A 24,308-nucleotide genomic window follows, 5' to 3' on the forward strand; every position below is an offset into this window, starting at 1 on the left:
TTCATACTCCCGCGCCAGGCTTTCAACACTGCGCCCGGTTCGCACCAGCGCGACCATTTGATCCCTGAATTCCGCAGGGTACGGGTTCCTCGTTCTCGGCATGAAAAACATTCTCCTTCATCGATGAAAAAGTGTCCATCAAACCGGGGGAACTCCAATATGCGCCACCGGGTTAGGCATTTTACTGGCCAGTAACTACGCGCGTTTTGGCAGTGTAACGCAAATGCACGGTAGCTTAGATCCAGAACAAGACCAACACGTACAACACGCCGTCATCTATTGGGGATTATGGGAAAAACAAGGCCAAGACTATGCTGAAAACTTTGTAAAACATGGCACATTCAACATCGGCCGCCTACCTGCAAATCTGATGATGCAAGTTGTCGGCTTACCGCATAATTTTCAAAGCCAGCTTGAACTATATGGCGCCATGCTGAAAGCTTACGGTCCACCACGTATCTGGGGACCTTATGCGGGTATTGTTTTCTTGTGGATGCCTTGGATCGTTATGATAATTTACACGTTGATGTCCCGGAAAGTTGCGCTCCGACCAGAAAGCTTTCAGGTCTTGAATATTGCTATGATCGGCGGCTTAGCAACAACTCTTTTGATTTTCTGCTTTGCATCCCTGCACTTTCGATATCGCGTTGACCTGTGGCCCTTGATCTCTGTTTTGTCTATTTTCTCAATCGCAGGTTTTTTTCGCCGCGATCAACCAATTCGCTTCCGAAGACAAGCCTATCTATTGACCTCGATGGCCACAGTACTAGCCGTTTTTTTCTCTACTACATCGGCCATTAAACATACCCAAACCAGTCAAGACCTAAGCGGCTTTCCAGGGGAACACTTCTATGCATTGTGGAGCAAGGAATTATGCTTTCAGTTGGTTGCGGAAAAAAGACTGCCGCCAGATCAGCACGACGAATTATGCGACTTGTCATAGTAAGTTCATTAGTTCCATTATGGATTGAACCCCGCGGACGACATCTTTGATACTTGATTGATGATCCAGATGGAATATACCCCTACTGTCTGAGGTCAGCGCCTATGGGTCCAATTAGGGTAAATTGCTAAAAAGAGTTGTTGGCTCATCGTGACCACTGAGGAGTGGATGATGAGAAAGACTACGAAGAGCTCTGGCGAGAAGATCATCAAAGACATCAAGACAGTTGTCAGCGCCTCATCAAGCAATAGAACGGCGACGATCAAGAAAAAGCATGGCTCTGCCCCTTTCCCCCGCAGCCCGCTTGCGCTAAACCCCGCCCGTCCAATACCGGACATGACGCAAAGGAGACCCGTGATGGGGTATAGAGTCGCTGTCGTTGGCGCCACAGGCAATGTGGGCCGCGAGATGCTGAACATTCTGGCAGAACGCCAGTTTCCTGTAGATGAGATTGTTGCGCTGGCTTCGCGCAAATCCCTCGGGACCGAAGTCAGCTTTGGCGATAAGACCATCAAGACCAAGGATCTGGATACCTTTGATTTCGAAGGCTGGGACATGGCGCTTTTTGCCATCGGCTCCGACGCCACCAAGAAATACGCGCCCAAAGCGGCGGCTTCCGGCTGCCTGGTGATCGATAACTCCTCGCTTTATCGCTACGACCCGCAGATCCCTCTGATCGTGCCAGAGGTGAATCCCGAGGCGATCGAGGGCTATCGCAACAAGATGATCGTTGCCAACCCGAACTGCTCAACAGCTCAGATGGTCGTGGCGCTGAAACCGCTGCATGACCGCGCAACCATCAAACGTGTGGTTGTGTCGACCTACCAGTCCGTGTCTGGTTCTGGCAAAGAAGCGATTGACGAGTTGTGGAACCAAACCAAAGGCGTTTACGTCCCCGGCCAAGAGGTCGCGCCATCGGTCTATCCGAAACAGATCGCGTTCAATGTCATTCCACATATCGATGTCTTCCTCGACGATGGATCGACCAAGGAAGAATGGAAGATGGTGGCCGAGACCAAAAAGATCGTCGATCCGTCGATCAAGGTCACTGCAACCTGTGTTCGTGTGCCAGTCTTTGTTGGCCACTCTGAATCCATCAACATTGAATTCGAAGAGTTCCTGGACGAGGACGAAGCCCGCGACATTCTGCGCGAGGCCCCCGGCATCATGGTCATCGATAAACGTGAAGCAGGCGGATATGTGACTCCGCTGGAATGCGTTGGTGACTTTGCCACATTCATCAGCCGGATCCGTCAGGATTCGACAATTGAGAATGGTATCAACTTGTGGTGTGTTTCCGACAATCTACGCAAGGGCGCCGCATTGAACGCCGTTCAGATTGCAGAACTCTACGGGCGCGAAATTCTTAGGAAAGCATAAGCTCTACGAAAATCAGATGATTAACGGGCTGCTCTGAATGGGCGGTCCTTTTTTTATGCCATTTGAGATTCTTGATCGAAGTGATCAGTCAGTGATCGCGATCTGTATTCTGTGCTGAAGGCTCAACAAAGTCTTTCAATTCCCCGAATTGTGTCGGAACTGTGTTCATGATCACCGCGCAACTATAAATATAATTTATATATTTCAAATACTTAAATCCATCACCCCATTAAGTTGTTTAAATATGGCGAAATCATGTCATCACTGAAGGCCGTGGGTGACACGATTGTAAAGAGTGATATGGGGCAACAATGACAGCTGATTTGTCAGGGGCGAATCTGAGCCAGGTTGGTTCTGCACCGCCTAGGAAAATAGACGACGCCGTGCTTTCATTGCCGGATTCAAACGACCTCAAAGGCCTTATGCTCTGCGTTATAGACCTCCAGGCCGCCTTCACCAATATCGTGCCACAAACCATGAAGGCTCAGCTCTTCCGATTTCACCGCATCGGCGACAAAGGGAAACGTCATCAGGTTCTGCAACGACTGAAGGACCGCTTCTTTTTCCAGCGCTTTTCTCCTTTGGCCTTCATCCTCGATCCCTTTTACGCGCTCATATCCGGGCCGCAGAATATCCAACCACCGTCCGACAAAGCTGGTCTTCTCTTCCAGCAGCGGCGCATGTCCTGCACACATGTCATGGCAGCCGTTCACGCCACCGCAGCTCGAATGCCCCATCACAATGACATGCGCGACTTTCAGGGCGGTCACTGCATACTCAATCGCGGCAGACGTGCCGTGGTGAACGCCGTCAGGCTTATAGGGGGGGACCAGATTAGCAATGTTGCGGTGGATGAAGAACTCACCCTGGTCGGCGCCAAAGATCGACGTGACATGAACCCGGCTGTCACAGCAGGAAATCACCATCGCACGGGGATGCTGGCCCTCAGACAGACGACGATACCAGGATTTATTCTCCGAATACTCCGTCGCTTTCCAACCGTGGTAGCGTTTTGTCAGATAAGTCGGCAGCGGCTTGGCATGTTTCATCGCATCGTCCCCTTTTTGTACTTGGCTCTCTGCTTAGGTGAAGAAGGTCCAGATTTCGAGCAAAAATTCGCGTGTGTTTAAGAAGATAATAACGTGCATCGAAATACCAATACCCATCAGAAGGTAAACTAAAATGGAAAACAGACCAGGGACAGATACTTCGGAGGCAGTTGGCCTGCAGCCAGAGAAGATAAAGTTGCTATACGCCCGCCTTGGCAAGAGGGAGGCCGAGGAGTTGATCTGTCGGGCCACGGAAAAGATCGCCCACCATATCCAGCAAATCTGTCAGGCGGAGGCCGCTACAGATACGGCGCAGCTGGTTCGATCAACACGGCTGGTCAGTGAACTGTCGCTGCATATGGGGCTGACGGATCTGAACCGCGTTGCAAATGACGTATCGCACTGTGTGCTACGTGGGGACGAACCCGCCATTGCCGCCACTTCAGCCAGGCTAGGCAGGCTTAGTGAAAAATCGCTTCGTGCGGTTTGGAAACTGCAAGACCGTTCGGGATAGGCGAAGAAAAGTTCAGTGGGATCGCCATCCCCTAGTACATTCGCCCGCCGATGGGCACATCTTTGTCCGGTCGTAAAAGCACCACGTTATTGTGTTCGTCAGGCACCCCCAGAACCAGAACTTCTGACATGAACTTGCCAATTTGGCGCGGCGGGAAGTTCACGACCCCCATGACCTTAAGACCGGGCAGTTGCTCTGGCGTGTAATGCGCAACAATCTGGGCAGAGCTTTTCTTGACCCCGATATCTGGTCCAAAATCGACCCAAAGCTTTATCGCTGGTTTTCGCGCCTCGGGGTAAGGTTCCGCCTGAACAATTTCGCCGACGCGGATATCGACGCGCAGGAATTCATCAAACTCTAAGTCACCCACGCCCAAGCTCCCGAGACCGTTCCGCCGCAGCCTCCACCGCTCGGTTCAGTAAATCGGGAAAGCCATTGGTCGGGTCCATCAGCACCTCTAAGGCTGCCGCTGTGGTGCCAGCAGGGCTGGTGACGTTGATCCTCAACTGCGCGGGCGTATCCTCAGACTCTTCGGCAAGTTGCCCGGCGCCCCCAACCGTGGCTTTGGCCAGACGCATCGCCAAATCTTCTGGCAAACCTTGCTGAACACCAGCCGATGCAAGCGTTTCGACCAAATGAAACACATAGGCCGGGCCAGATCCCGACACTGCAGTCACCGCATCCATCTGCCCTTCATTGTCCAATCTTACCGTCTGTCCCACGGCCGACAGCAACAATTCCGCCACCTCGATTTCAGCGTGTCCTGTTTGTTGATTGCCCACTAGCGCAGTGATCCCGCGCCCAATTGCCGCCGGGGTATTTGGCATGGCACGCACAATTGGGGTCCGGTCTCCCAAAACCTGTTCGTAATACGTGATTGGTGTGCCTGCCGCGACAGACAGAAACAAAGTCTGAGCATTCCCCAGTGGTTTCAGTTTTGGAAGCGCTGCTTGCATCATCTGCGGCTTTACTGCGATCAGAATAATTGCCGGGGCAGAGGGCAAATCGTCATTCATATGCAGACCCTCCGACACCAGTTGTTCCAGCCAAGCTGAGGGATAGGGATCTAAAATCCAAACGGCACTGGGTGGTAGGCCCTGCTTCAACCAGCCTTCCAGCATGGCAGAGCCCATCTTCCCACATCCCAAGAGGACAAGCCCGCGCTGTTCGATCTCTTCAAACGACATTGTATTCTCCGCAAATTTCTAAGGGAGAATAAGATGTGACCGCCAGATCGCAATCGGTTTTCACATGGAACGCGCGAATTGATAATCCCGGTCAGGCACGACCGTAAGCTTCGGCAATAGCGACCTGCATCGCATCAGATGCGGACCGATCCCCCCAAGCCGCCAGTTGAAATGCGGGATAGAACCGTTCAGAAGACAAAACCGCGGCGTTGATCAGCGTATCAATCTGATCTTCGCCGGCCATCTGCCCACCTGCCAGCACGAGCCCATACCGATACGTCATCAGGCATTGTTCGGGCCAGAAGGTAAATGCACCCGCCCAGCACATATCGTTTGCCCGGTTCAGAACATCGTAGAGTTCTGGCATGCGCTCTTTTGGTGGGTCCATTTCAAATGTGCAGATCAGCCGCAATGTTTCGTCGTATCCAGACCACGCCAACGTGATCGAATATGTACGCCACTGTCCCTCGACCGCCATCGCAATCTGATCATCACCTATCCGGTCAAAATCCCAATCGTGATGCTCGGCAAGGATTTCGACGATATCAATCGGGTGAAGGTCATCTGACGGATGGTACTGCTCTGCAAGCGACATGCCCGGCCTCTTTCGCTGTAGCTTCAGGTGGGTGGTAGCCCACAAGAGCTGGGAGTCTACACTATGGAAGCAGGTTCAGCCCGCTATCCCATACAACATATGGTGTGTGCAAAGAGACGCCGTGTAAAGGAATTTTTTCAGGTTATCCCCAGAGAACTTCGGTTGTGGACAAATCCACAAGCAGCTGATCAGTTGCAATCAAGTGCGCGGGTGAGGCTTTCGTGAGTTTTGAAATCAGCTATTTCGCGGCTCTCTAGCCGACCGTTTCGCAACTGGGTTGCCATCACCTGTGACCAGTTTGCATTCGCGGTGATGATTTCCGGCCCCTGCCCGCAATCTCGAATTCCGCCAGAAATGAAATCCTCGCCAATGCGATGGTTGGTCAGACCGGGCAAGTTGGCAACCGGTTCCAATCTTCCATCACGAAAGCGCCATACCCGCAGTGTTTTGGCCAAGTGTGGTCGATCAATATACGCAAGCTCTGTGAAGCCATCCCCATCCAGGTCGGCGCCACCAATCGGGGCAAGCCAGCGATGGGAGCGTCCGATATGCGGTGTCTCTGCCAGCTTTCCCGTTTCGTCATAGATCGCCAGCGCGGCGCCCAGGCGCATGTCGGTCTCTACCACCACAACTTCATGGTCTAGGTCGCCATCTACATCAATCAGTCGGGGCTCTAAATCCTCGAAAACATGATCGGTCGGCAAGGTGAACTGAATTTCCGAAGCTCCGACGCCCAGAACAATAGCGCGGAATTCTATCGAATCCCCCAAAACGCCATGCGCATATCTTGAGGTGGGTTCAGTAAAAATTGCTGATTTGACTTCGGCCAACAGGCTCGAAGGCCCAGTCATGAACAGGGCGGCCAATCCCATGATCGCCACCCGTTTCATCAGATTTGTTTTTCCGGCATTTGCACAACCAAACCATCCAATTCATCCGTGACTTTCAACTGGCAGGTCAGTCGGGACCGCGCCATATCGGGTTCGTAGGCGAAATCCAGCATATCCTCTTCCATCGCATCCATGGCGGGGAGTTTATCTGCCCAATCAGGGTGAACATAAACATGGCATGTGGAACACGCACAGGCACCACCGCAATCTGCTTCGATTCCCGGAATATTGTTGTCACGCGCCCCTTCCATCACGGTCAGGCCTGGGGCGACATCGACAACATGTTCTTTGCCGCCAAATTCGATATAGGTAATTTTTGCCATTCGTCGCGCTTTCCTTAAAGGGCAATCTGCAGAGCAGGATTAACAACTGCGTTCAGTCCGCTTCCTTATCAAACACAAGTGTTAATGCAATAGTTTCGTTGATGGAGTGGTTCAGTCAGGTCGGTAAGAAGTAGTAAAAGGGCATCTAAAGATGCCCTTTGTCCACAACATCAGTCCTCATTCTTCGAGTGGAAGGGCAACAAATCTGGGGTCGCCTCCTCGCCGGACAAGCAGCAACAGGGATTTACGGCCGGCTTCTGTCGCCTCTTCTATCCGGTCTTCCAGATCGCCAATGCTGGACACGGCCTGCTGACCTGCTTCGGTGATCAGATCACCGGTTCGCACGCCTTTCGAGTAGGCAGATGAGTCTGGGTCAACATCAGTCACCACCAGCCCAGTTGCATCCTCTGGCAGCCCCATGCCCTCTCTGACATCGGGCGTCAGTTCCTGCACAGCCAACCCCAAAACTTCGGAACGTGACGGCTCCGCCGGCGCGTCCCCGCCATTGTCAGTGTTTTGCGCGGTTTCACGGCGGCCCAGCGTCACCAACAAGGTTTGCGTTCCGCCATCACGGTAAACAACCACACGCACGGCTTTGCCAACCTCGGTGTTGCCCACTGTTCGCACCAGATCACGGGTGTCTTGAACATCACGCCCGTCAAATGAAATGATCACATCGCCCGCTTCGATACCCGCTTCTGCGGCTGGTCCTTCCGGAACGTCCGTCACCAATGCACCAGCAACCTCATCCAGACCGATTGCCTCTGCAACATCATCGGTGACATCCTGAATGCGCACACCAAGCCATCCGCGGCGGGTTTCGCCAAATTCTTTCAGTTGGGCGACAACCGGCTCTACAACCGCGGAAGACATCGCAAATCCGATCCCGATGGATCCACCATTGGGGCTAAGGATCGCGGTGTTCACACCAATCACCTGTCCATCCATGTTAAACAGCGGCCCACCAGAATTGCCCCTGTTGATCGCAGCATCCGTTTGAATAAAGTCGTCATAAGTGCCGGATAGGGCACGCCCCCGGGCAGATATAATCCCGGCAGAGACAGAAAACCCCTGCCCCAGAGGATTGCCCATCGCCATGACCCAATCCCCGACCCGAGACACATCGCTGTCACCAAATGGCACAAACGGCAAAGGATCATCATTTTCGACTTTCAGCAGGGCGATATCTGTATTGGGATCAGTTCCGACAACTTTGGCAGGCAGTTCCTCTCCAGAGAACAATTCGATCAGAACCTCATCCGCGCCATCGATGACGTGATTATTGGTGACAACAAAACCATCCTCAGAAATGATGAAGCCTGAACCAAGTGCCTGACTGCGGCGTGAGGGTTGATCTCCTCCAGGGCCATTCCGATTAAAGAAATCTTCGAATGGTGAACCTTCGGGAACCAAGGGCGCCGGGCCACCGCGCGCCGCGACTGTGGTCGATGTCGTGATATTCACGACGGCGGGGCTGACCGATTCTGCAAGATCAGCAAAGCTGTCAGGGGCCGACCGCGCTGGCAGGGCGAATGCTTGAACCAGAACAAACGCCAAACCAAGGGCAAACATCCAGAATACATATGGCGCTGAATATTTACTACGAGACACTGCAATCGCCTTCGACTTCACTTGCTTCTCCTTTGTACCTGCTCGGCATTCATTTTTTAACTTCTGCATCCATATGTTGGGCACGCGGCGCAATCTTCAACATCTTGTCGGCAACATCAGATAAAAAAACCGTGATGCTGGCAGACACTCGCCAACCGAACAAGGTTTTCAATCAAGATCCCAGCCAAGTTTTGCCACCCCACAGGATCACAACACCCAACGCAACTGCAATCAACCCAACTGTCCGACGCGTTTCAATCGGCAACTGGCGTATCATATCCAACATATCTTCGATGCGCGAAGGGGCCAGCGCAAGCACTAGCCCCTCCACAACTAAAACCATTCCAAGTCCGATCGTTAACCAGAGCATCACTCCAGCCCGTCGCCACCCAGAAACTCAAAAAACTCACTGTTAGGTGTGATCACCATAGAAGAGTTTTCACCCTTCAGCGCATTTTCATATGCAGACAATGAACGATAGAACTCAAAGAAATCCGGATCAGCACTAAACGCTTGCGCGAAGATATTGTTGCGCTCCGCATCGGCCTCGCCTCGGGCAATTTCGCTTTCTTTGCGAGCTTCGGAAACAAGTTCCACAACGGTTCTGTCCGCTTGTGCACGAACACGCTGCGCAGCTTCTTCACCTCGGGCAATTTCATCCGCTGCTTCACGCTCACGTTCGGCTCGCATCCGGGCGAATGTGGCTGCAAGGTTTTGCTCTGGCAAGTTTGTCTGCTTCAGGCGCACATCGATCACGTCCAAACCCAAAGCTTTGGCACGCGCTTGCGACAAATTGCGGATGCGAACCATAAGTTCAGCACGCCCATCCGACAGGATCGTGTCCGAGGTCACATCTTTGGAACCAAGAACCGCACGTGTCTGGGTGATCAGGATCGACGCGAGCCGGTCCTCTGCGGCACGAATACCCCCAACACCAACGGCCTGACGGAACTGCACAACATCCTCGATACGATATCGGGCAAAGGCATCCACGACCAAACGACGGTCATCCGAAGGCGTCACCTCGATCGGTGGCGTATCCAGCGATAGGATCCGGTCGTCATAGCGAACGACCTCCTGAATGAAGGGGATTTTAAACGCCAGTCCAGGATCTTCCTTAACCGACCTGATCTGACCAAATTGCAGCACCAGAGCCTTTTCCCGTTCATCAACGATGAAAATTGACGACAGGCCAAGCGCGATTGCGACAACGACAATAGGCATTAGTAGAGCAGATTTACGCATTAGTTTGTTCCTCCACTGCGCCGCAGTTCATTCAATGGAAGATAGGGCACGATACCCTGGCCACCTTCGCTCACTGATTCGTCCAAAATGATCTTGTCCAAACCACCCAACACACGTTCCATCGTTTCAATATAAAGTCGCTTACGCGTCACCTCTGGTGCCAGTTGATATTCGCGAAGAACGGCGGTGAAGCGGCTGGCCTCACCCTCGGCTTCGTTCACGACCCGGGCGCGATACGCCTCAGCCTCCTCCAGCACCTGCGCTGCTTCACCACGGGCCCCCGCAAGCACCCGGTTGGCATATGCATCAGCCTGACGTTCCAAGCGATCACGTTCTTGCTCTGCCGCCTGAACATCACGGAAGCTATCAATAACCTCTCGCGGTGGGTCGGCCTTATCAAGGTTTACCCGGACAATCGTAATGCCAGAATCGTAATCATCGAGTGTCTTTTGAATCAGCTCAAACGCATCCTGTTCAACCTGACCCCGATCCCTGTTCAGAATGGGGGCAAGTTCCGATTTGGCAATGATTTCTCTCATAGCCGATTCAGACACAGAACGTACGGTTTGGCGCGGGTCCTGAAGATTAAACAGAAACTTTGCCGGATCGTTGATGTTCCAAACCACTTGGAAATCGATATCGACAATGTTTTCATCGGTGGTCAGCATCAATCCGGTGCCATCACCCCGACCGGTTGCAACACCGATATCTTCAGATTGTTCGCGGGTCACCGGGATAACCTCGGCCGTTACAAACGGCCAAGGCGCAAAGTTCAATCCTGAATTCCCTGTCGAAGAGTACTCTCCCAGAAACAGTTCCACGGATTGTTCTTCGGGTTTGACCGTATAGAACGATGCAAAGGCCCACAGCCCGAGTGCTGCTAGGATACCGACGCCAATCGTGCCACGTCCAAATTGCGGTCCGTCGCCCCCGCCTTGACCACCGGATCGGCCACCGCCGCCGCGTCCGCCCATCAATACGCGCAGTTGTTCCTGACCCTTTTTGACAATCTCTTCAATTTCCGGAACTTGCGGTTTATCCCCGCCCGGACGTCGTCCGCCCTGATTGCCCCGGTCGCGGTCGTCGTCGCCGCCCCTGTTACCGCCGCCCCAAGGGCCGCCATTATTTCCTGACATAAGGGTCAGTTCCTTCCTATGTTACGTTCTTTGTTTCGTTACGGTCAAAGTGGTTCCGTTTTCTCCAAAATTCAAGACACCCGGGTCGGAGACTTCATTGTGACCAGTTCTTCGGACATTGTTGGATGAACCGCAACAGTACGGTCGAAATCCTCTTTCGTTGCGCCCATTTTTATCGCGATGCCTGCCAATTGGATCATTTCGCCCGCGTGATCGGCGACGATGTGGCACCCCAATACTTTCCGTGTTGTTTGCGAAACGATCAGTTTCATCATCACTCTGTCATCTCTGCCGGCGAATGCTGGCTGCATGGCCCTGAACGAAGCTGAGTATACTTCGATCGGTTCTTGATCTCGGGCATCTTCCTCAGTCAGACCAACGGTGCCAAATTCCGGTTGTGTAAACACGGCGCTGGCCACAAGATCATGATCTGGCTTCGTCGGGTTGCCTTTGAAGACTGTTTCAACAAATGCCGCCCCTTCACGAATTGCGACTGGTGTTAGATTGATGCGATTTGTCACGTCACCGACGGCGTAAATTGACGGAATAGTTGATTGAGAATAGTCATCGACGACGATCTCCCCCTGACGTCCAAGATTGACACCCAGTTCTTCAAATCCCAAACCGTCGGTGTTCGGTTTTCTGCCTGTGGCATAGAGAACCTGATCATACACATCCTCAGAGCCGTTGGTACTTTTAACTTTCAGGCCCTGATCGGTTTTCTCAATATTCAGAACATCGGTTCCAACATGCAGGTTCACCCCGCGTTCGATCATCAATTCAGCCACGTGCCCTCTGGCCTCACCATCAAAACCGCGCAGGATTTGGGCACCGCGATAGAATTGCGTTGTCTTTACTCCCAACCCGTTCAAAATACATGCCATTTCACAGGCGATGAAACCACCACCAACGACAAGAATGGATTTTGGCAATGCGTCGAATTTGAACACATCGTTTGATGTGATGGCATGCTCAATTCCTGGAAGGTCTGGCTTGAACGGCGATCCCCCGGTTGCGACGAGGATATGTTTTGCCGTGAAACTTTCCCCCGTTGATAACGCAACGGTGTGGGCATCTTTCAGCGTTGCGCGTGCATCAAAAACGTCCACGTCAGCCTTTGCCAGATTGGCGCGATAGACATTTTCAAGACGATCAAGTTCTGCATCCAGTTTCGTTCTGAAATGGCCCCAGTCAAACGCACCGTTTTGAACGCTCCAACCATAAGACCGAGCGTCTTCGAACGCTTCGGAGTAAGACGACGCAAAAACCATCAACTTCTTCGGCACACAACCGCGAATGACACATGTTCCGCCCATTCGGTATTCTTCGGCGAGCCCGACACGGGCGCCTGCCTCTGACGACGCTAAGCGGGCCGCACGAACACCACCGGAACCGCCACCGATTACAAACAGATCATAGTCAAACGACATAAATACTCCTCAGAAATCAAATGTCAGAGAACAAGTTCTCATTTTCTGCGAACGATACCTGGCTCTGCTCAACAGTTCCGGCATTTATGTCGCGCAGTTCCACTTTTCCATCCCCATGACCGATCACAACTTTGTCACAGATATCAATAAACAGGCCATTTTCAACGACACCCGGTATCTGATTGATGACCAGTGACAATTGCCGAGGATTCTTAATATGTTTCAGATGCAGGTCGACGACATAGTTACCCTCATCGGTCAGCAAGGGTGTATCACCACTCATACGGCGGCTGGTTTCACGACCCAACACGTCCAGACCTGCCAGAGTTTCCTCAATCAGCGCTTTGGTCGTCTGCCACCCGAACTGGATAACTTCGACAGGCAACGGAAATGCGCCCAGCGTTTCGACTTCCTTTGCCGCATCGGCAATGACAATCATCATGTCAGAGGCGGTTGCAACAATCTTTTCCTGCAGATGCGCCCCACCTCCACCTTTGATCAGATTCAGATTCTGATCAAATTCATCAGCCCCGTCGATCGTGACATCAAGCCAACGTGCCTGATCCAATGTGACGACTTCAATGCCCTGCTCTCGGGCCAAATCCGCGGTTCGACTGGATGTGGGGACACCTTGAATTCTCAATCCCTCATCACGAACACGCTCCCCCAAACAACGTACCATCCAAGCCGCCGTAGAGCCTGTTCCCAAGCCGACCCGCATGCCGTCTTCGATGAAATCAACCGCCCGCTTGGACGCTGCAAACTTCGCCCGGTCAATTGGTGACAGTTCTCCAGTCATTGCAACGATTCCCTTTTCGACCCCACAGCAATACCCAAGCGACTTATAGGGAAATGTCCCCCACGCTGCGAGCGGGAAATTTAAGCCCCTTCTCATTCTCACAGCATCACTTAGAATATCTGTGTAGATTTAGGAAAACCTATGCTGGAATTTGACGCTGAAACTGCACAGATACTCGATAATGCCTATCAGGGTTCTGATGTCATTCGTCGGCGACGGGCAAGTTTTGACGCGCTAGACCTCCGGCCCGGTGAAATCGTTTTGGATTTAGGATGCGGCACCGGCTTGTTGCTCCAGGAAATCGCGCGCGCGGTTGGCATTGGCGGTAAGGTCATCGGCCTGGATCCGAGCCGCGACATGCGAAACACTGCAATGAAACGCTGCGCAGGAATCAGCGAAATTGAAATACGTGAAGGTTCGTCAGATGATTTACCGGTGCCGGATCAAAGTATCGATAAGGCGGTATCAGTTCAGGTATTTGAATATCTAACCGACTTGCACAAACCGCTGGATGAGTTGAAGCGGGTTTTAAGGCCTGATGGCATCTTGGTCATCAGTGACATCCACTGGGACAGCCTGATCTGGTTCAGTGAAAATCCAAAGCGCATGAAACGGGTGGAAAGCGCATGGGATAACCATTTCAGTGATCGTTGTGTTCCTCAGAAACTGCCAGCATTGCTCAGAGATAGCGGGTTCACAGACATCTCACTGACGCCCGTTACTTTCGTTGATCATGTGCTACGCCCGGATGGTTTGGCCGTAATGATGCTACACCTGATCAAGTCATTTGTGACCCAGAATGAACTGATGGAACCGAAAGAGATAGAATGCTGGGCACAGGAACAATTCGATCTTGCACGTGATGGCAGGTTTTTCTTCTCAATCACGCATATCGTTGTACGCGCCCGGCGACCAAGAAATTGAACTTATGTCCGTCTCATTACATATCGCAGACGTCGTTTTCATTACCCCATCTTTCCAGAAACCCCATATCACATTAGCATGATACCCTATCGTCTATACTACGCTCCTGACAACGCATCGCTGATCATCCGACTGGTGTTGACAGAGATGAAGTTGCCGTTCGAAGCCCAACTCCTCGATCGGCTTTCAAACGCACAAAACAGCATTGAATACAAAAAACTGAACCCTCGCGGACTGATCCCGACGCTGTTGACGCCGAATGGTCCAATCTTTGAAACGGCAGCCATTTTGTTGTGGTTGACCGACACGCATGGGCAACTGGCGCCCTCCGTGAGTGCGCCTGACCGAGGCGATTATCTAAAATGGTTGTTTTATGCATCGAATGGCTTGCATGCCGATTTGCGCCAGCTGTTTTATCCAGAAAAATACACGTCGGGACCAGACGCCCATGACCAGCATCATCTTCTTGTCCGCAGCAGATTGCTGGATCACCTGGTTCAGTTCGAGGCCGCTGCAGAGCAAGGTCACACCTGGTTTAACGCAGCTGAACCATCCGCTTTTGACTACTATATCGCTTGCCTGTTGCGCTGGTTGGGGCTGTATCCGGTAAAATGGGCGGGCTGGTTTACGCTATCTGAATATCCCTCGCTGGAATCGCTTGCCAAACGGTTGGAGACGCGCGATGCAACAATTAAAGCCGCACATGCAGAAGGCTTAGGTTCAAACCCGTTTTCTGCACCCATTTATGCGCAACCGCCGGAAGGCAGTGCCACCTGAAAGGACGCATGATATGTTTCTATCTGTTTTTGACATGTTCAAAATTGGTATTGGCCCCTCCTCTTCCCACACGATGGGGCCAATGGTTGCGGCAGCGCATTTTTTGGATCGGCTTCGTTCGAGCCCTTTCCAACCCTCTGGGTTCAAGGGATCACTTCATGGATCGCTGGCCTATACTGGCGTAGGCCATGCATCCGACAGGGCGGTCATTCTGGGGCTCGCTGGATTTCAACCAGAAAGCTATGATGCCGATCGCGCAGAAATCGCGATGGAAGAAATCCGCAGGACAAAGAAAATTAACGTCGACGGCCTTCCTGAAATGAATTTCGATCCAGACAGTGATCTGATTTTTGACTACGGACCGGCGCTTGCTGGTCATGCCAACGGGCTCATCTTGATGGCCACGGATGCTCAGGGCGATGTGATAACACAAGAAACCTATTACTCTATCGGCGGCGGGTTCGTCGTAACCGAGGATGAACTTCAGTCAAGTCAGAATGAAAAAGGGCAAGCTGGTGAATACCCTTATCCGTTCAAATCCGCAAAACAAATGCTTGAAATGGCCGCCCAGTCCGGGTTGAGCATCGCTGAAATGAAACGTGCCAATGAGCTTGTTCAACGCAGCAACTCTGAACTTGATCATGACCTAGGGCGTATTTGGGATGTGATGAATGCATGCATAAATCGCGGCTTGGCAAATGAGGGTATCCTTCCAGGTGGGCTTTCAGTTCGTCGACGCGCCAAAAGCATTCACGTCGCACTGATCGAAGAGCGCGGATTGAACCAAAGCGCACCCCATACAATCAATGATTGGATGAGCGTATATGCGATGGCGGTCAACGAAGAGAACGCCGCCGGCGGCCAAGTCGTGACAGCACCCACCAACGGCGCGGCAGGCACCGTTCCTGCGGTGGTCAGATATTGGCTCGACCATGTCCCCGGCGCGTCAAATACAAAAATAGGTGATTTCTTGATGACCGCCGCAGCTATTGGCGGCCTAGTAAAGCACAACGCATCTATTTCCGGGGCCGAATGTGGATGCCAGGCCGAAGTTGGTTCGGCCTCTGCCATGGCGGCCGCGGGCCTTTGCGCAGTAATGGGCGGAACACCAGAGCAGGTTGAAAATGCGGCAGAAATTGCGCTCGAACACCATTTGGGCATGACATGTGATCCCGTTAAAGGACTTGTGCAAATTCCATGCATTGAGCGAAATGGCCTTGGTGCCATCAAAGCGGTATCCGCAGCATCTTTGGCGCTTCGTGGGGATGGGACGCATTTTGTTCCCTTGGACGCCGCAATCGAAACGATGCGCCAAACTGGCGAGGATATGAGCACGAATTATAAGGAAACTTCGTTGGGCGGCTTGGCAGTGAACATTCCAAATTGTTAGAAACTAAGAATATTTCGCGCTTCGCAAAAATCAGACAAAGATATTCGTCAGATAAAACTTGTTGCCAAAGCACATCAATTTTTTTCTAATTCGTCGGTAAATGTTGTTTTATTCGGGTAAACGTTGATTTTATGCCGCCATTGGGTTTCGAATTCCAATCAAAACCGCTTCGCGATGCAGCACCTTTCAAATTGGGGCTACGTAACGTAAGCTAAATATTGAACTCATCTGAAAGGGTCCGTAAATGAAAGTGCTTTCGGTCGACGACGATCAGGATATCCTGTTAGTCCTGTCGGCAGCGCTTCGTAATATGGGCTACGAGGATGTAACCTGTGTGTCATCGGGTCGCGCGGCCTTGGACGCAATTCAAGAAACCCAAGATCAGTTTGACTGTTTTTTACTCGATATTCAGATGCCACAGATGGATGGCGTTGAGCTTTGCGCACAGATCAGGGCAATTCCCCGTTACAAATTCACGCCGATAATCATGCTGACTGCTAAATCGGATGGGGAAAGCCTGGATCATGCATTCGCGGCGGGTGCCACCGACTACGTCACAAAACCTTTTGATCTGAACGATTTAAACGAACGTCTGACAAATGCGGATGCCGGGCGTGACAATAAAGGGCAAACCCCAGAGGTTCAGAAGCCCAAGACCGTTTCAAAGTTTGTTGAACCGACCAGCATTGATTTGCTCGCCCCGCTCCAACTGCTGAACGTCACCGGAATGGTCAGCACATTGGCCATGCACAACTACCTTGATCAGCTCTATCGCAGCCGTGACGAAGATGTCTTGGCCGTCTGCGTGCGGGTTGCCAACACGGCTGAGCTACAGCAAAGCATGTCATCGGGCGACTTTTACAGGATGCTTTCCAACGTGGCTGAAGCCATCACCCTAAGTCAAAAAAGCAGTATCCGCTTGATGAGCCATTCCGGGGGCGGAGATCTTGTCATCATCCTGCACAAAAGTGGCCCATTTGATCGCATTCAAGCAAAAGTTGATATTGATAAAACTTTGGAAGATCAACGAAATGGCGACGACATTGTGCTCGCACCGTCCATTACATGTTTGATTGGCCGGCCCGTTGGCGTTGACGACTACCCAGATTCGCCGTCAGATTTGTTATCTGCCGCGACGAATGCGTTCGATTAAATCTTAGCGTTCCAGATCTACCGGAATCACGGCCTCAAGATCACCTGCCTCTTCGAATGTCAGGATCACTGTCACGCTCTCGCCGTTTTCAAAGCCTTGTAGTAGACCCATGAACATCACGTGGTGTCCGCCCCTTTGCAGCACAAGTTGACCACCCGCCGGGACGTCCAGACCACCTTCTACATGGCGCATTTGCATAACGCCATCATCGGTTACTGTATGAGTATGGAGTTCGGTACGCACCGCCACTTCGGATGAAACACGTATCAGTCGGTCACCAACTTGGCCCTTGTTTTCAACGACCATAAAGGCGGCTCCAGCCTTTGCCGCAGGGCTAGATGCGCGCGCATAAGCATCGACGATCACGATGTCGGATGCCCAAGCTGGAAGCAATCCAGCTATCAGAACAAAAACTGAGACACCCAAGGCTTTCAATGGCATTCGCGCGCACCCACCAAACAATTACATCTTCGATATCATGTGTCTCGGGTGAATGTTCAAGGAACAGATTGTCGCTCCTAAAGCATAAGTTGCGGAGAACCCTAGTTTAGTCGACTTATCCAGTCACCATGATACACTTTCCGTGTTGGGACACAGGGGAATGGGATGCGAAACACTGATGTTGTGATCATCGGCGCGGGCCAAGCGGGGCTTTCTACCAGCTACGAACTCACCAAACGAAACGTCGATCACGTCATTTTGGAACGTGGCAATATCGGTGAAAGCTGGAGGCGCCGATGGAATAGTTTTTGCCTCGTCACCCCAAACTGGTCGATGCAGCTTCCGGGATACACCTATGACGACGATGACCCTGATGGTTTTTTGCCACGGGATCAAATCGTCGAATTTCTTGAAAGCTATGCGCGCAGCTTTGGTGCACCAGTGCAGGAAAATGTGACAATCCGAAATGTCTCCGGAGGGGCGGGGCAAGACTTCGACATAGCAACAGACCAGGATCACTGGCGATCAAAATTCCTAATTATCGCGACCGGTGCGTTTCAAAAACCATTGCATCCGGCAGGGGCGGATCAATTGCCCAATTATCTGTCAAAACTCGATTTGTCTGACTTCACCTGCAATGCCGATCTACCCGACGGGGGAATCCTGATCATCGGCAGTGGGCAATCAGGGTGTCAGATCGCAGAAGAGCTCCGCCAAGAGGGGCGAGAGGTCGTTCTTGCCTGCGGCCGCGCGCCATGGGCGCCACGGCGGATCGCTGACAAGGACCTGTTCTGGTGGTTATCTGAATCTGGTTTCATGGATGCACAGGCCGCGGACCTACCACAAGACGCACGTCTATTCGCCAATGTGCTGGCCACAGGACACGGGGGCGGTCATGACCTTAATCTTCGCCTGCTTCGTGATCAGGGGATAACTCTGGCGGGCCGCTTCTTGGGATGTAAGGGCAACAAGGCCCAATTCGCCGATGACCTACAGCAAAGTGTTGAATGGGGCGATCAGCGTTACCTCCAACTGCGCGACGTGATTTTGGCCTTCGCAGCGGAACAAGGCATGCCCCAACCAGATATGCCTGACCCAGAATCATTTTCAGGCACTTCGCCTTCCTCAATCGATCTGTCTGATTTCGGCTCAGTTTTGTTCACCGGAGGATTTCGGCCCGATTATCAGTCCTGGCTTCCATGGGCAGAGGCCTTTGATGAGGGCGGATTCCCTTCCCAGACCGATGGTAAAAGTGACGCGGTAGAGGGTCTGTATTTCGTCGGTCAGCATTTCCTGCGCAAACGCAAATCTGCGCTTCTTTATGGGGTGGGCGAGGATGCTGGGGTCGTCGCCGAAATGATTAAATCTCAAACTGCATGATCCGGGAAATGAAAGGTCGACTATGAAAGTTTCAGGCGCCTGCCACTGTGGCGAGATCACTTATGAGGCCGAGCTGGATCCATCCAAAGTTGGCATTTGTCATTGTAGCGACTGTCAGGCCCTGTCAGCCTCTGCGTTTCGGACGATTGCCATTATTCCAGCGGGTGATTTCAAAATGACCCGTGGAATACCAAAAGAATACGTTAAAATTGGCGATAGTGGAAATGGTCGAATTCAGGCGTTTTGTGGAAGTTGTGGGTCCGGCATCTACGCGACCAACGCCGATGGCCCACCAGTCACATTCAATATCCGGCTCGGAACGCTTGCGCAGCGCCTAAATCTAACCCCGCAGTTTGAATGCTGGACGCATTCGTCTGTGCCTTGGTTTTCAGGCGTCCCAGGCAGTAAAAAATTCGGTGGAAATCCGGGATAGTTCGGTCTGTGGCACCCTAAAAAACAAAACCCCGCCAAATGGACGGGGTTTCATCAAAAGTCGTGAACAACTGCTCAAGCAGCAGCTTGTGCCTTAGCGATCTCTTTTTTGACCTTCAGCGCGTTGTCAGACAGTTCGCTGTCTTTGGCTTTTGCCAGAAACTTGTCCAGTCCGCCGCGGTGATCAACACTGCGCAGAGCTGCAGCAGAAATCCGCAGCTTGATTGTGCGGCCCAGAACTTCAGATTGCAGGGACACGTCATTCAAGTTCGGCAGAAAGCGACGCTTGGTTTTGTTGTTAGCGTGGCTGACATTGTTGCCAACCATCGGGCCTTTTCCGGTCAGTTCGCAGCGGCGCGACATGGCTTTATCCTTCGTCTCAATCGGGCCGTGCTGTGGCCCATAACACATATGGGCGCCGCATTGGCAGCGCCCGCAATTCCTCAAGGGCGGGATTTACGTCCAATACTCTCTGTCGTCAAGCGATTCATCAGTTTTTGTTAAAGCTGTTCAGCAAATGCGCCGCAGCAACAGATGGGGTTTTTTGATTCAGTTCGACCTCTGCCCCCAAGGATTGCATTAAGCTGTGCAAATCTGGGTCTTTATGCAGCTTTGCCAACAACCCCTGCCGCACCTCCTCTTCGAACCAATACCTCGATTGACGCGCCCGACGGGCCGCCCAATGCCCATTTTCCTGTCGCCAATTGCTTAGATCCTGCATATCTGCCCAGGCCGCTTGCAAACCTGATTCTTCCAATGCCGATATTGCCGTGGCTTTGGGAAATCCAGCTGGGTCTTCTGCGCGTTTACGCATAAGGCGCAAAGCGCCTGAATAATCGGCACAAGTCCGGGTGGCCGCCGGTTTCAGATCGCCATCGGCCTTATTGACGAGAATCAGATCGGCGATTTCCATGATCCCGCGCTTCACCCCTTGCAGCTCATCGCCACCGGCCGGGGCCATCAGTAACACGAATATATCACACAACTCCGCCACAACGGTTTCAGATTGGCCAACGCCGACCGTTTCAATCAGAACCACATCATACCCTGCCGCCTCGCACAGCGTCACGGCCTCCCGGGTGCGCCGGGCAACGCCGCCTAAATGCGTTTGGCTGGGCGAAGGCCGGATGAATGCGTTTTTCTCTCGGGAGAGGCGATCCATACGCGTCTTGTCCCCCAAAATCGATCCGCCAGAGCGTGCCGAACTGGGATCAACGGCAAGAACAGCAACCTTCAGCCCCATACCAACCAGCATCATGCCAAACGACTCACTGAACGTCGATTTGCCAACTCCCGGCGTGCCCGACAAACCAATCCGCAACGCCTGGCGATCTGTTCCGCTGACATCCCGCAGCAATTCCAACGCCTCTGCCCTGTGATCACCACGCGCGCTTTCGATCAGCGTGATCGCCCGCGCCAAAGCACGGCGTTCACCATTTAACACGCGCGTTGCCAAATCCTGTGCCATATCTTTGTTGCCCATTTCCTTTGGTTTTGACCTTATGCCGTTCAGTCCGCGATTTGAAAAGCGTTGATCGGTCTTGCCTGCCAGCCGTCGCTCAGGCACATCTGGCCAAGTACAGGAATATTGATGCAACCATTTCTTCCCATCGACGACGTCTTACCAGATTTGATCCAGGCCTTACAGGATCACAGACAGGCCGTTCTTCAGGCTCCGCCCGGTGCGGGTAAGACGACCAAGGTGCCTTTGGCCCTGATCGACGCCGGATTGGTTGAGGGGCGCATCATAATGCTGGAACCGCGTCGGTTGGCCGCACGCGCAGCAGCGGAGCGGATGGCCGAAAATCTGGGGGAACACGTCGGTGGCACCGTTGGATACCGTATCAAGGGCGAGGCCAAAACAAGCAAGGCCACACGAATTGAGGTAGTGACCGAGGGCATTCTGACCCGAATGATTCAATCAAATCCCGAATTGCCCGGAGTTTCCGCGATAATCTTTGACGAGTTTCATGAACGATCCTTGAATGCTGATCTGGGCCTAGCGCTAAGTCTGGAAATTCGCGATGCCTTGCGGAATGATCTGATCCTTCTGGTTATGTCTGCCACGCTGGACACCGATGCCGTGGCACAATTGATGGGCGGTGCCCCCACAATTTCGTCACAGGGCCAAGCCTATCCAGTTGAAACGCGGTGGCTCAACAAGCCCGTTCCCCCCAACCAACGATACGAAACCGGGATTGCCCGGTTGATTGAAACCGCCGCGCTGGAAACAGAGGGGGGCATTCTGGTTTTCCTGCCCGGCGAGCCTGAAATTCGCAGAACAGCCTCGATGTTGGACCTGCCGAATGAGTGTATTGTTCAGCCCCTTTACGGCGCCATACCGTTCAAAGATCAACAAAAGGCCATTCAGCCTTTGGCGTCTGGTCGCAAAGTCGTATTGGCCACCTCGATCGCTGAAACCTCCCTGACGATACAGGATGTTCGTGTTGTGATCGACGGCGGTCGGGCACGACGCGCACGGTTCGACCCCGGATCAGGAATGTCCCGGCTGGTAACGGAACGCGTAACCAAAGCCGAAGCCCACCAACGTCAGGGGCGCGCTGGCCGGGTTGCTGCGGGCAAATGTTACCGTTTCTGGACCAAAGGGGAGGAGGGCAGATTGTCCCCCTATCCCCCTGCAGAAATCGACGTGGCAGATCTGACCGAGCTCGCTCTAGAGCTGGCAATTTGGGGGGCTTCTGACCCGTCGACATTGTCTTTTCTGTCTCAGCCAAATGTAGGCGCGTTTAAAGAGGCACAATCAATATTGCATGGCCTTGGTGCGTTGGACGAACAGGCACGCCTAACAGAACATGGGCGTGCTTTGGGAAGGCTACCGCTTCATCCGCGATTGGCACATATGGTCACTACTGCGGGGTCAGAGGCGGCCCTGATGGCCGCACTATTGGCCGATCGAGATCCGCTGCGCGTTCGGGATGTAGATTTACAGATGCGCTTGGATATGCTGACCCACTCAAACCAAATTCACTCTAATCACGACAATGCGGCCCCTTCCCTTAAACGTATCAAGGTCGAAGCGCGCCGTTTGGCAAAGCTCGCGCCAAAACGATGCTCCTCCCTCAGCCCCGCCCAAATGGCGGCGCTGGCATATCCTGATCGAATTGGCCTGCGCCGAGACGGAGACGCGCCACGATGGATCCTGTCTGGTGGGAAAGGCGCCAAGATGGATGACAATGATCCGATGGCTGGTCAGCGACTGTTGGTCGCCGTCGATCTTGACGGGCACGCAAAAGAAGCACGGATTCGCATGGCGATCCCCATAGCAGAGGCAGAGCTTCGCGCGATCTACGGTGCACAGATCAAGTGGCAAAACCAGGCAATGTGGTCCAAACGCCACCGGCGCGTGATCGCCAGGCAACAAGAATGTTTCGGCGCATTGGTGCTCTCGGACCGCAACTGGAATGACGCGCCGCAAGATCAGATTGCGGCGGCCTGTCTGGATGGGTACCGGGATATCGGGCTTCCGATTGGCAAAGCCGCACAGCGTTTCATCGATCGGGTTGAATTGGTTCGATCAGGCGGCAGCGGTTTTCCAGACATGTCGCTATCTGTTCTGCAAGAAAGCATGGACGAATGGTTATTACCGCATTTGCCTGCAATGACCTCTGAAGCAGAGCTGCGCGCCTTTGACGTTCTTCCTGCATTACGCGCCATGCTCGATTGGTCGCAGATGCAAAAGTTGGATGAGCTCGCCCCAAGTCACTTCGAAACCCCGTTGGGACGGCGCATTCCGGTGAGTTACGATAATGCCACGCCGGGGGTGGAAGTGCGATTGCAGGAAATGTTTGGCATCACGCAGCATCCAACCGTTGGTCCCGACCGGACACCAGTTCGCATCACATTGCTGTCGCCAGCGCATCGCCCGGTTCAGGTCACAACTGACCTGCCCGGCTTTTGGGTCAACTCTTACGCCGATGTTCGCAAAGATATGCGAGGGCGCTATCCCAAACACCCATGGCCAGAGGATCCAACCGTGGCAGATCCTACGCTGAAAGCCAAAAGGCGTAGCTGATCAGGTAACGGCCTCGTCTTCAAGATGCAGTTTCATATCCATCAGCACATGCTGTAGCGCGAGTGTCTCTCGCAGCAGACGCTTGGCTTCGTTGATGGTGATGATGCCGTCCTCGATGGACTGATTGTATTCCGCCATCAACATCGCAAATCGCTGAGACAATGCAATCACATCCGCGTTGACGCCACCCGATTGCGCGTCCGAGTTCTTGCGAGCATCATCATAAGACATGGTGATACCGCGCTGTTCGGCCAATGCACTTGTTACATGGGGATAACTGGCTTCAGCCTCCAATGCTGCAACTGTGTCAATCGGCATAAAGCGATCACTGTGTTCTTCGGCATCGGAATAATACCGGCCAAGCGTCGCCTTGGACTTTCCGGATAGCTTACAAGCTGTCTCTATACCGACATCTTTGACCAATGCTTCCGTGTGTTTCTTGAGATAACGACCAACTGTTGACATGCACCCTCTCTGCCAAAAGCCCTTAACGGGGAAATGGAATACTCTTTTCCCATTAATCTGCTTGCGCGCATTTGTCATTTATAAAGCGATCCTTAGTTCAGGATCGTGTGAGTGCCGGCGTTCCCAACGTCGGGTGGTGGGGGTCCGCTGTGTGTCCGTTATGTGGGAGTGATGGAGCCTTATTTTGGCAGCAGCGCAGTGGACCCGTCAG

Annotated in this window: 27 protein-coding genes; 10 read left to right on the plus strand and 17 right to left on the minus strand. The window is 52.8% G+C overall.

The window, feature by feature from the left end:
* Positions 1–223: 223 nt before the first annotated feature.
* Together AC2D8P_RS12120 and AC2D8P_RS12125 are read left to right on the plus strand one after the other, a co-directional pair.
* Entirely contained in the window at positions 224–943 is a 720-nt protein-coding gene (locus AC2D8P_RS12120; protein WP_484703010.1) for a hypothetical protein, read from the plus strand.
* Between the two features lie 357 nt (positions 944–1,300).
* Positions 1,301–2,323, plus strand: a complete 1,023-nt coding sequence (locus tag AC2D8P_RS12125; protein ID WP_484703011.1) for an aspartate-semialdehyde dehydrogenase — start codon at positions 1,301–1,303, stop codon at positions 2,321–2,323.
* Between the two features lie 401 nt (positions 2,324–2,724).
* Here the strand turns inward: AC2D8P_RS12125 and AC2D8P_RS12130 are convergent, their stop codons facing one another.
* On the minus strand, positions 2,725–3,372 hold the full coding sequence (locus AC2D8P_RS12130; protein ID WP_484703012.1) for a carbonic anhydrase: 648 nt from the start codon (positions 3,370–3,372) through the stop codon (positions 2,725–2,727).
* A 133-nt stretch (positions 3,373–3,505) separates the two neighbouring features.
* Here AC2D8P_RS12130 and AC2D8P_RS12135 point away from each other — a divergent pair, with 133 nt between their 5' ends.
* Positions 3,506–3,886, plus strand: a complete 381-nt coding sequence (locus AC2D8P_RS12135) for a hypothetical protein (RefSeq protein WP_484703014.1) — start codon at positions 3,506–3,508, stop codon at positions 3,884–3,886.
* Positions 3,887–3,917: 31 nt separating this feature from the next.
* On the opposite strand, the gene AC2D8P_RS12140 is transcribed toward AC2D8P_RS12135, so the two are convergent.
* From AC2D8P_RS12140 to rpiA, 12 genes are all read right to left on the minus strand, one after another.
* Complete coding sequence (locus tag AC2D8P_RS12140) at positions 3,918–4,256, minus strand: tRNA-binding protein (protein ID WP_484703015.1); 339 nt, start codon at positions 4,254–4,256, stop codon at positions 3,918–3,920.
* Positions 4,249–5,073 (minus strand): pyrroline-5-carboxylate reductase, encoded by an 825-nt coding sequence (gene proC, locus AC2D8P_RS12145; RefSeq protein ID WP_484703016.1) that lies wholly within the window; start codon positions 5,071–5,073, stop codon positions 4,249–4,251. The genes AC2D8P_RS12140 and proC overlap by 8 nt, the downstream gene beginning before the upstream one ends.
* A gap of 91 nt (positions 5,074–5,164) precedes the next feature.
* A complete protein-coding gene (locus tag AC2D8P_RS12150; protein ID WP_484703017.1) occupies positions 5,165–5,668 on the minus strand; it encodes a type III secretion system chaperone family protein in 504 nt (167 codons plus the stop codon).
* A gap of 188 nt (positions 5,669–5,856) precedes the next feature.
* Entirely contained in the window at positions 5,857–6,558 is a 702-nt protein-coding gene (locus AC2D8P_RS12155) for an FG-GAP repeat domain-containing protein (RefSeq protein ID WP_484703018.1), read from the minus strand.
* Positions 6,558–6,881: a 2Fe-2S iron-sulfur cluster-binding protein gene (locus tag AC2D8P_RS12160; RefSeq protein WP_484703019.1), complete on the minus strand. Its 324-nt coding sequence runs from the start codon at positions 6,879–6,881 to the stop codon at positions 6,558–6,560. Before AC2D8P_RS12160 ends, AC2D8P_RS12155 begins: the two co-directional genes overlap by 1 nt.
* A gap of 177 nt (positions 6,882–7,058) precedes the next feature.
* Positions 7,059–8,561: a DegQ family serine endoprotease gene (locus AC2D8P_RS12165; protein WP_484703020.1), complete on the minus strand. Its 1,503-nt coding sequence runs from the start codon at positions 8,559–8,561 to the stop codon at positions 7,059–7,061.
* Entirely contained in the window at positions 8,542–8,664 is a 123-nt protein-coding gene (locus AC2D8P_RS12170) for a hypothetical protein (protein ID WP_484703104.1), read from the minus strand. Before AC2D8P_RS12170 ends, AC2D8P_RS12165 begins: the two co-directional genes overlap by 20 nt.
* On the minus strand, positions 8,665–8,862 hold the full coding sequence (locus AC2D8P_RS12175; RefSeq protein WP_484703021.1) for a DUF2065 domain-containing protein: 198 nt from the start codon (positions 8,860–8,862) through the stop codon (positions 8,665–8,667).
* Positions 8,862–9,737: a protease modulator HflC gene (hflC, locus tag AC2D8P_RS12180; protein ID WP_484703022.1), complete on the minus strand. Its 876-nt coding sequence runs from the start codon at positions 9,735–9,737 to the stop codon at positions 8,862–8,864. The genes AC2D8P_RS12175 and hflC overlap by 1 nt, the downstream gene beginning before the upstream one ends.
* On the minus strand, positions 9,737–10,873 hold the full coding sequence (gene hflK / locus AC2D8P_RS12185; RefSeq protein WP_484703023.1) for an FtsH protease activity modulator HflK: 1,137 nt from the start codon (positions 10,871–10,873) through the stop codon (positions 9,737–9,739). The genes hflC and hflK overlap by 1 nt, the downstream gene beginning before the upstream one ends.
* A gap of 71 nt (positions 10,874–10,944) precedes the next feature.
* The gene (gene gor / locus AC2D8P_RS12190; RefSeq protein ID WP_484703024.1) at positions 10,945–12,303 is read right to left on the minus strand and encodes a glutathione-disulfide reductase; all 1,359 of its coding nucleotides are present in this window, start codon (positions 12,301–12,303) and stop codon (positions 10,945–10,947) included.
* Positions 12,304–12,319: 16 nt separating this feature from the next.
* Complete coding sequence (rpiA, locus tag AC2D8P_RS12195; RefSeq protein ID WP_484703025.1) at positions 12,320–13,102, minus strand: ribose-5-phosphate isomerase RpiA; 783 nt, start codon at positions 13,100–13,102, stop codon at positions 12,320–12,322.
* A 141-nt stretch (positions 13,103–13,243) separates the two neighbouring features.
* On the opposite strand from rpiA, the gene AC2D8P_RS12200 reads away from it, so the two are divergent.
* The 4 genes from AC2D8P_RS12200 (at position 13,244) to AC2D8P_RS12215 (ending at position 17,346) form a co-directional block, all read left to right on the plus strand.
* On the plus strand, positions 13,244–14,026 hold the full coding sequence (locus tag AC2D8P_RS12200; protein WP_484703026.1) for a methyltransferase domain-containing protein: 783 nt from the start codon (positions 13,244–13,246) through the stop codon (positions 14,024–14,026).
* 78 nt (positions 14,027–14,104) lie between these two features.
* Positions 14,105–14,803 carry a glutathione S-transferase family protein gene (locus AC2D8P_RS12205; RefSeq protein ID WP_484703027.1) on the plus strand — a complete coding sequence of 233 codons (699 nt, stop codon included), beginning with the start codon at positions 14,105–14,107 and terminating at the stop codon, positions 14,801–14,803.
* A 13-nt stretch (positions 14,804–14,816) separates the two neighbouring features.
* Positions 14,817–16,193: an L-serine ammonia-lyase gene (locus tag AC2D8P_RS12210; RefSeq protein WP_484703028.1), complete on the plus strand. Its 1,377-nt coding sequence runs from the start codon at positions 14,817–14,819 to the stop codon at positions 16,191–16,193.
* 244 nt (positions 16,194–16,437) lie between these two features.
* A complete protein-coding gene (locus AC2D8P_RS12215; protein ID WP_484703029.1) occupies positions 16,438–17,346 on the plus strand; it encodes a response regulator in 909 nt (302 codons plus the stop codon).
* Between the two features lie 3 nt (positions 17,347–17,349).
* Here AC2D8P_RS12215 and AC2D8P_RS12220 read toward each other — a convergent pair whose 3' ends face one another.
* Positions 17,350–17,787: a copper chaperone PCu(A)C gene (locus AC2D8P_RS12220; protein ID WP_484703030.1), complete on the minus strand. Its 438-nt coding sequence runs from the start codon at positions 17,785–17,787 to the stop codon at positions 17,350–17,352.
* 165 nt (positions 17,788–17,952) lie between these two features.
* Here AC2D8P_RS12220 and AC2D8P_RS12225 point away from each other — a divergent pair, with 165 nt between their 5' ends.
* Both AC2D8P_RS12225 and AC2D8P_RS12230 read left to right on the plus strand, forming a co-directional pair.
* Positions 17,953–19,167: a flavin-containing monooxygenase gene (locus tag AC2D8P_RS12225; protein WP_484703031.1), complete on the plus strand. Its 1,215-nt coding sequence runs from the start codon at positions 17,953–17,955 to the stop codon at positions 19,165–19,167.
* A gap of 22 nt (positions 19,168–19,189) precedes the next feature.
* Positions 19,190–19,600 carry a GFA family protein gene (locus AC2D8P_RS12230; protein ID WP_484703032.1) on the plus strand — a complete coding sequence of 137 codons (411 nt, stop codon included), beginning with the start codon at positions 19,190–19,192 and terminating at the stop codon, positions 19,598–19,600.
* 74 nt (positions 19,601–19,674) lie between these two features.
* Here the strand turns inward: AC2D8P_RS12230 and rpmB are convergent, their stop codons facing one another.
* Together rpmB and meaB are read right to left on the minus strand one after the other, a co-directional pair.
* Positions 19,675–19,962 carry a 50S ribosomal protein L28 gene (gene rpmB, locus AC2D8P_RS12235; RefSeq protein WP_484703033.1) on the minus strand — a complete coding sequence of 96 codons (288 nt, stop codon included), beginning with the start codon at positions 19,960–19,962 and terminating at the stop codon, positions 19,675–19,677.
* 127 nt (positions 19,963–20,089) lie between these two features.
* Complete coding sequence (gene meaB, locus AC2D8P_RS12240) at positions 20,090–21,067, minus strand: methylmalonyl Co-A mutase-associated GTPase MeaB (RefSeq protein WP_484703035.1); 978 nt, start codon at positions 21,065–21,067, stop codon at positions 20,090–20,092.
* A gap of 123 nt (positions 21,068–21,190) precedes the next feature.
* On the opposite strand from meaB, the gene hrpB reads away from it, so the two are divergent.
* Positions 21,191–23,632, plus strand: a complete 2,442-nt coding sequence (hrpB, locus tag AC2D8P_RS12245; protein ID WP_484703036.1) for an ATP-dependent helicase HrpB — start codon at positions 21,191–21,193, stop codon at positions 23,630–23,632.
* On the opposite strand, the gene AC2D8P_RS12250 is transcribed toward hrpB, so the two are convergent.
* Positions 23,633–24,097, minus strand: a complete 465-nt coding sequence (locus tag AC2D8P_RS12250) for a hypothetical protein (protein ID WP_484703037.1) — start codon at positions 24,095–24,097, stop codon at positions 23,633–23,635.
* Positions 24,098–24,308: the final 211 nt, after the last annotated feature.

Source organism: Roseovarius sp. YIN77 (genome assembly GCF_057219155.1).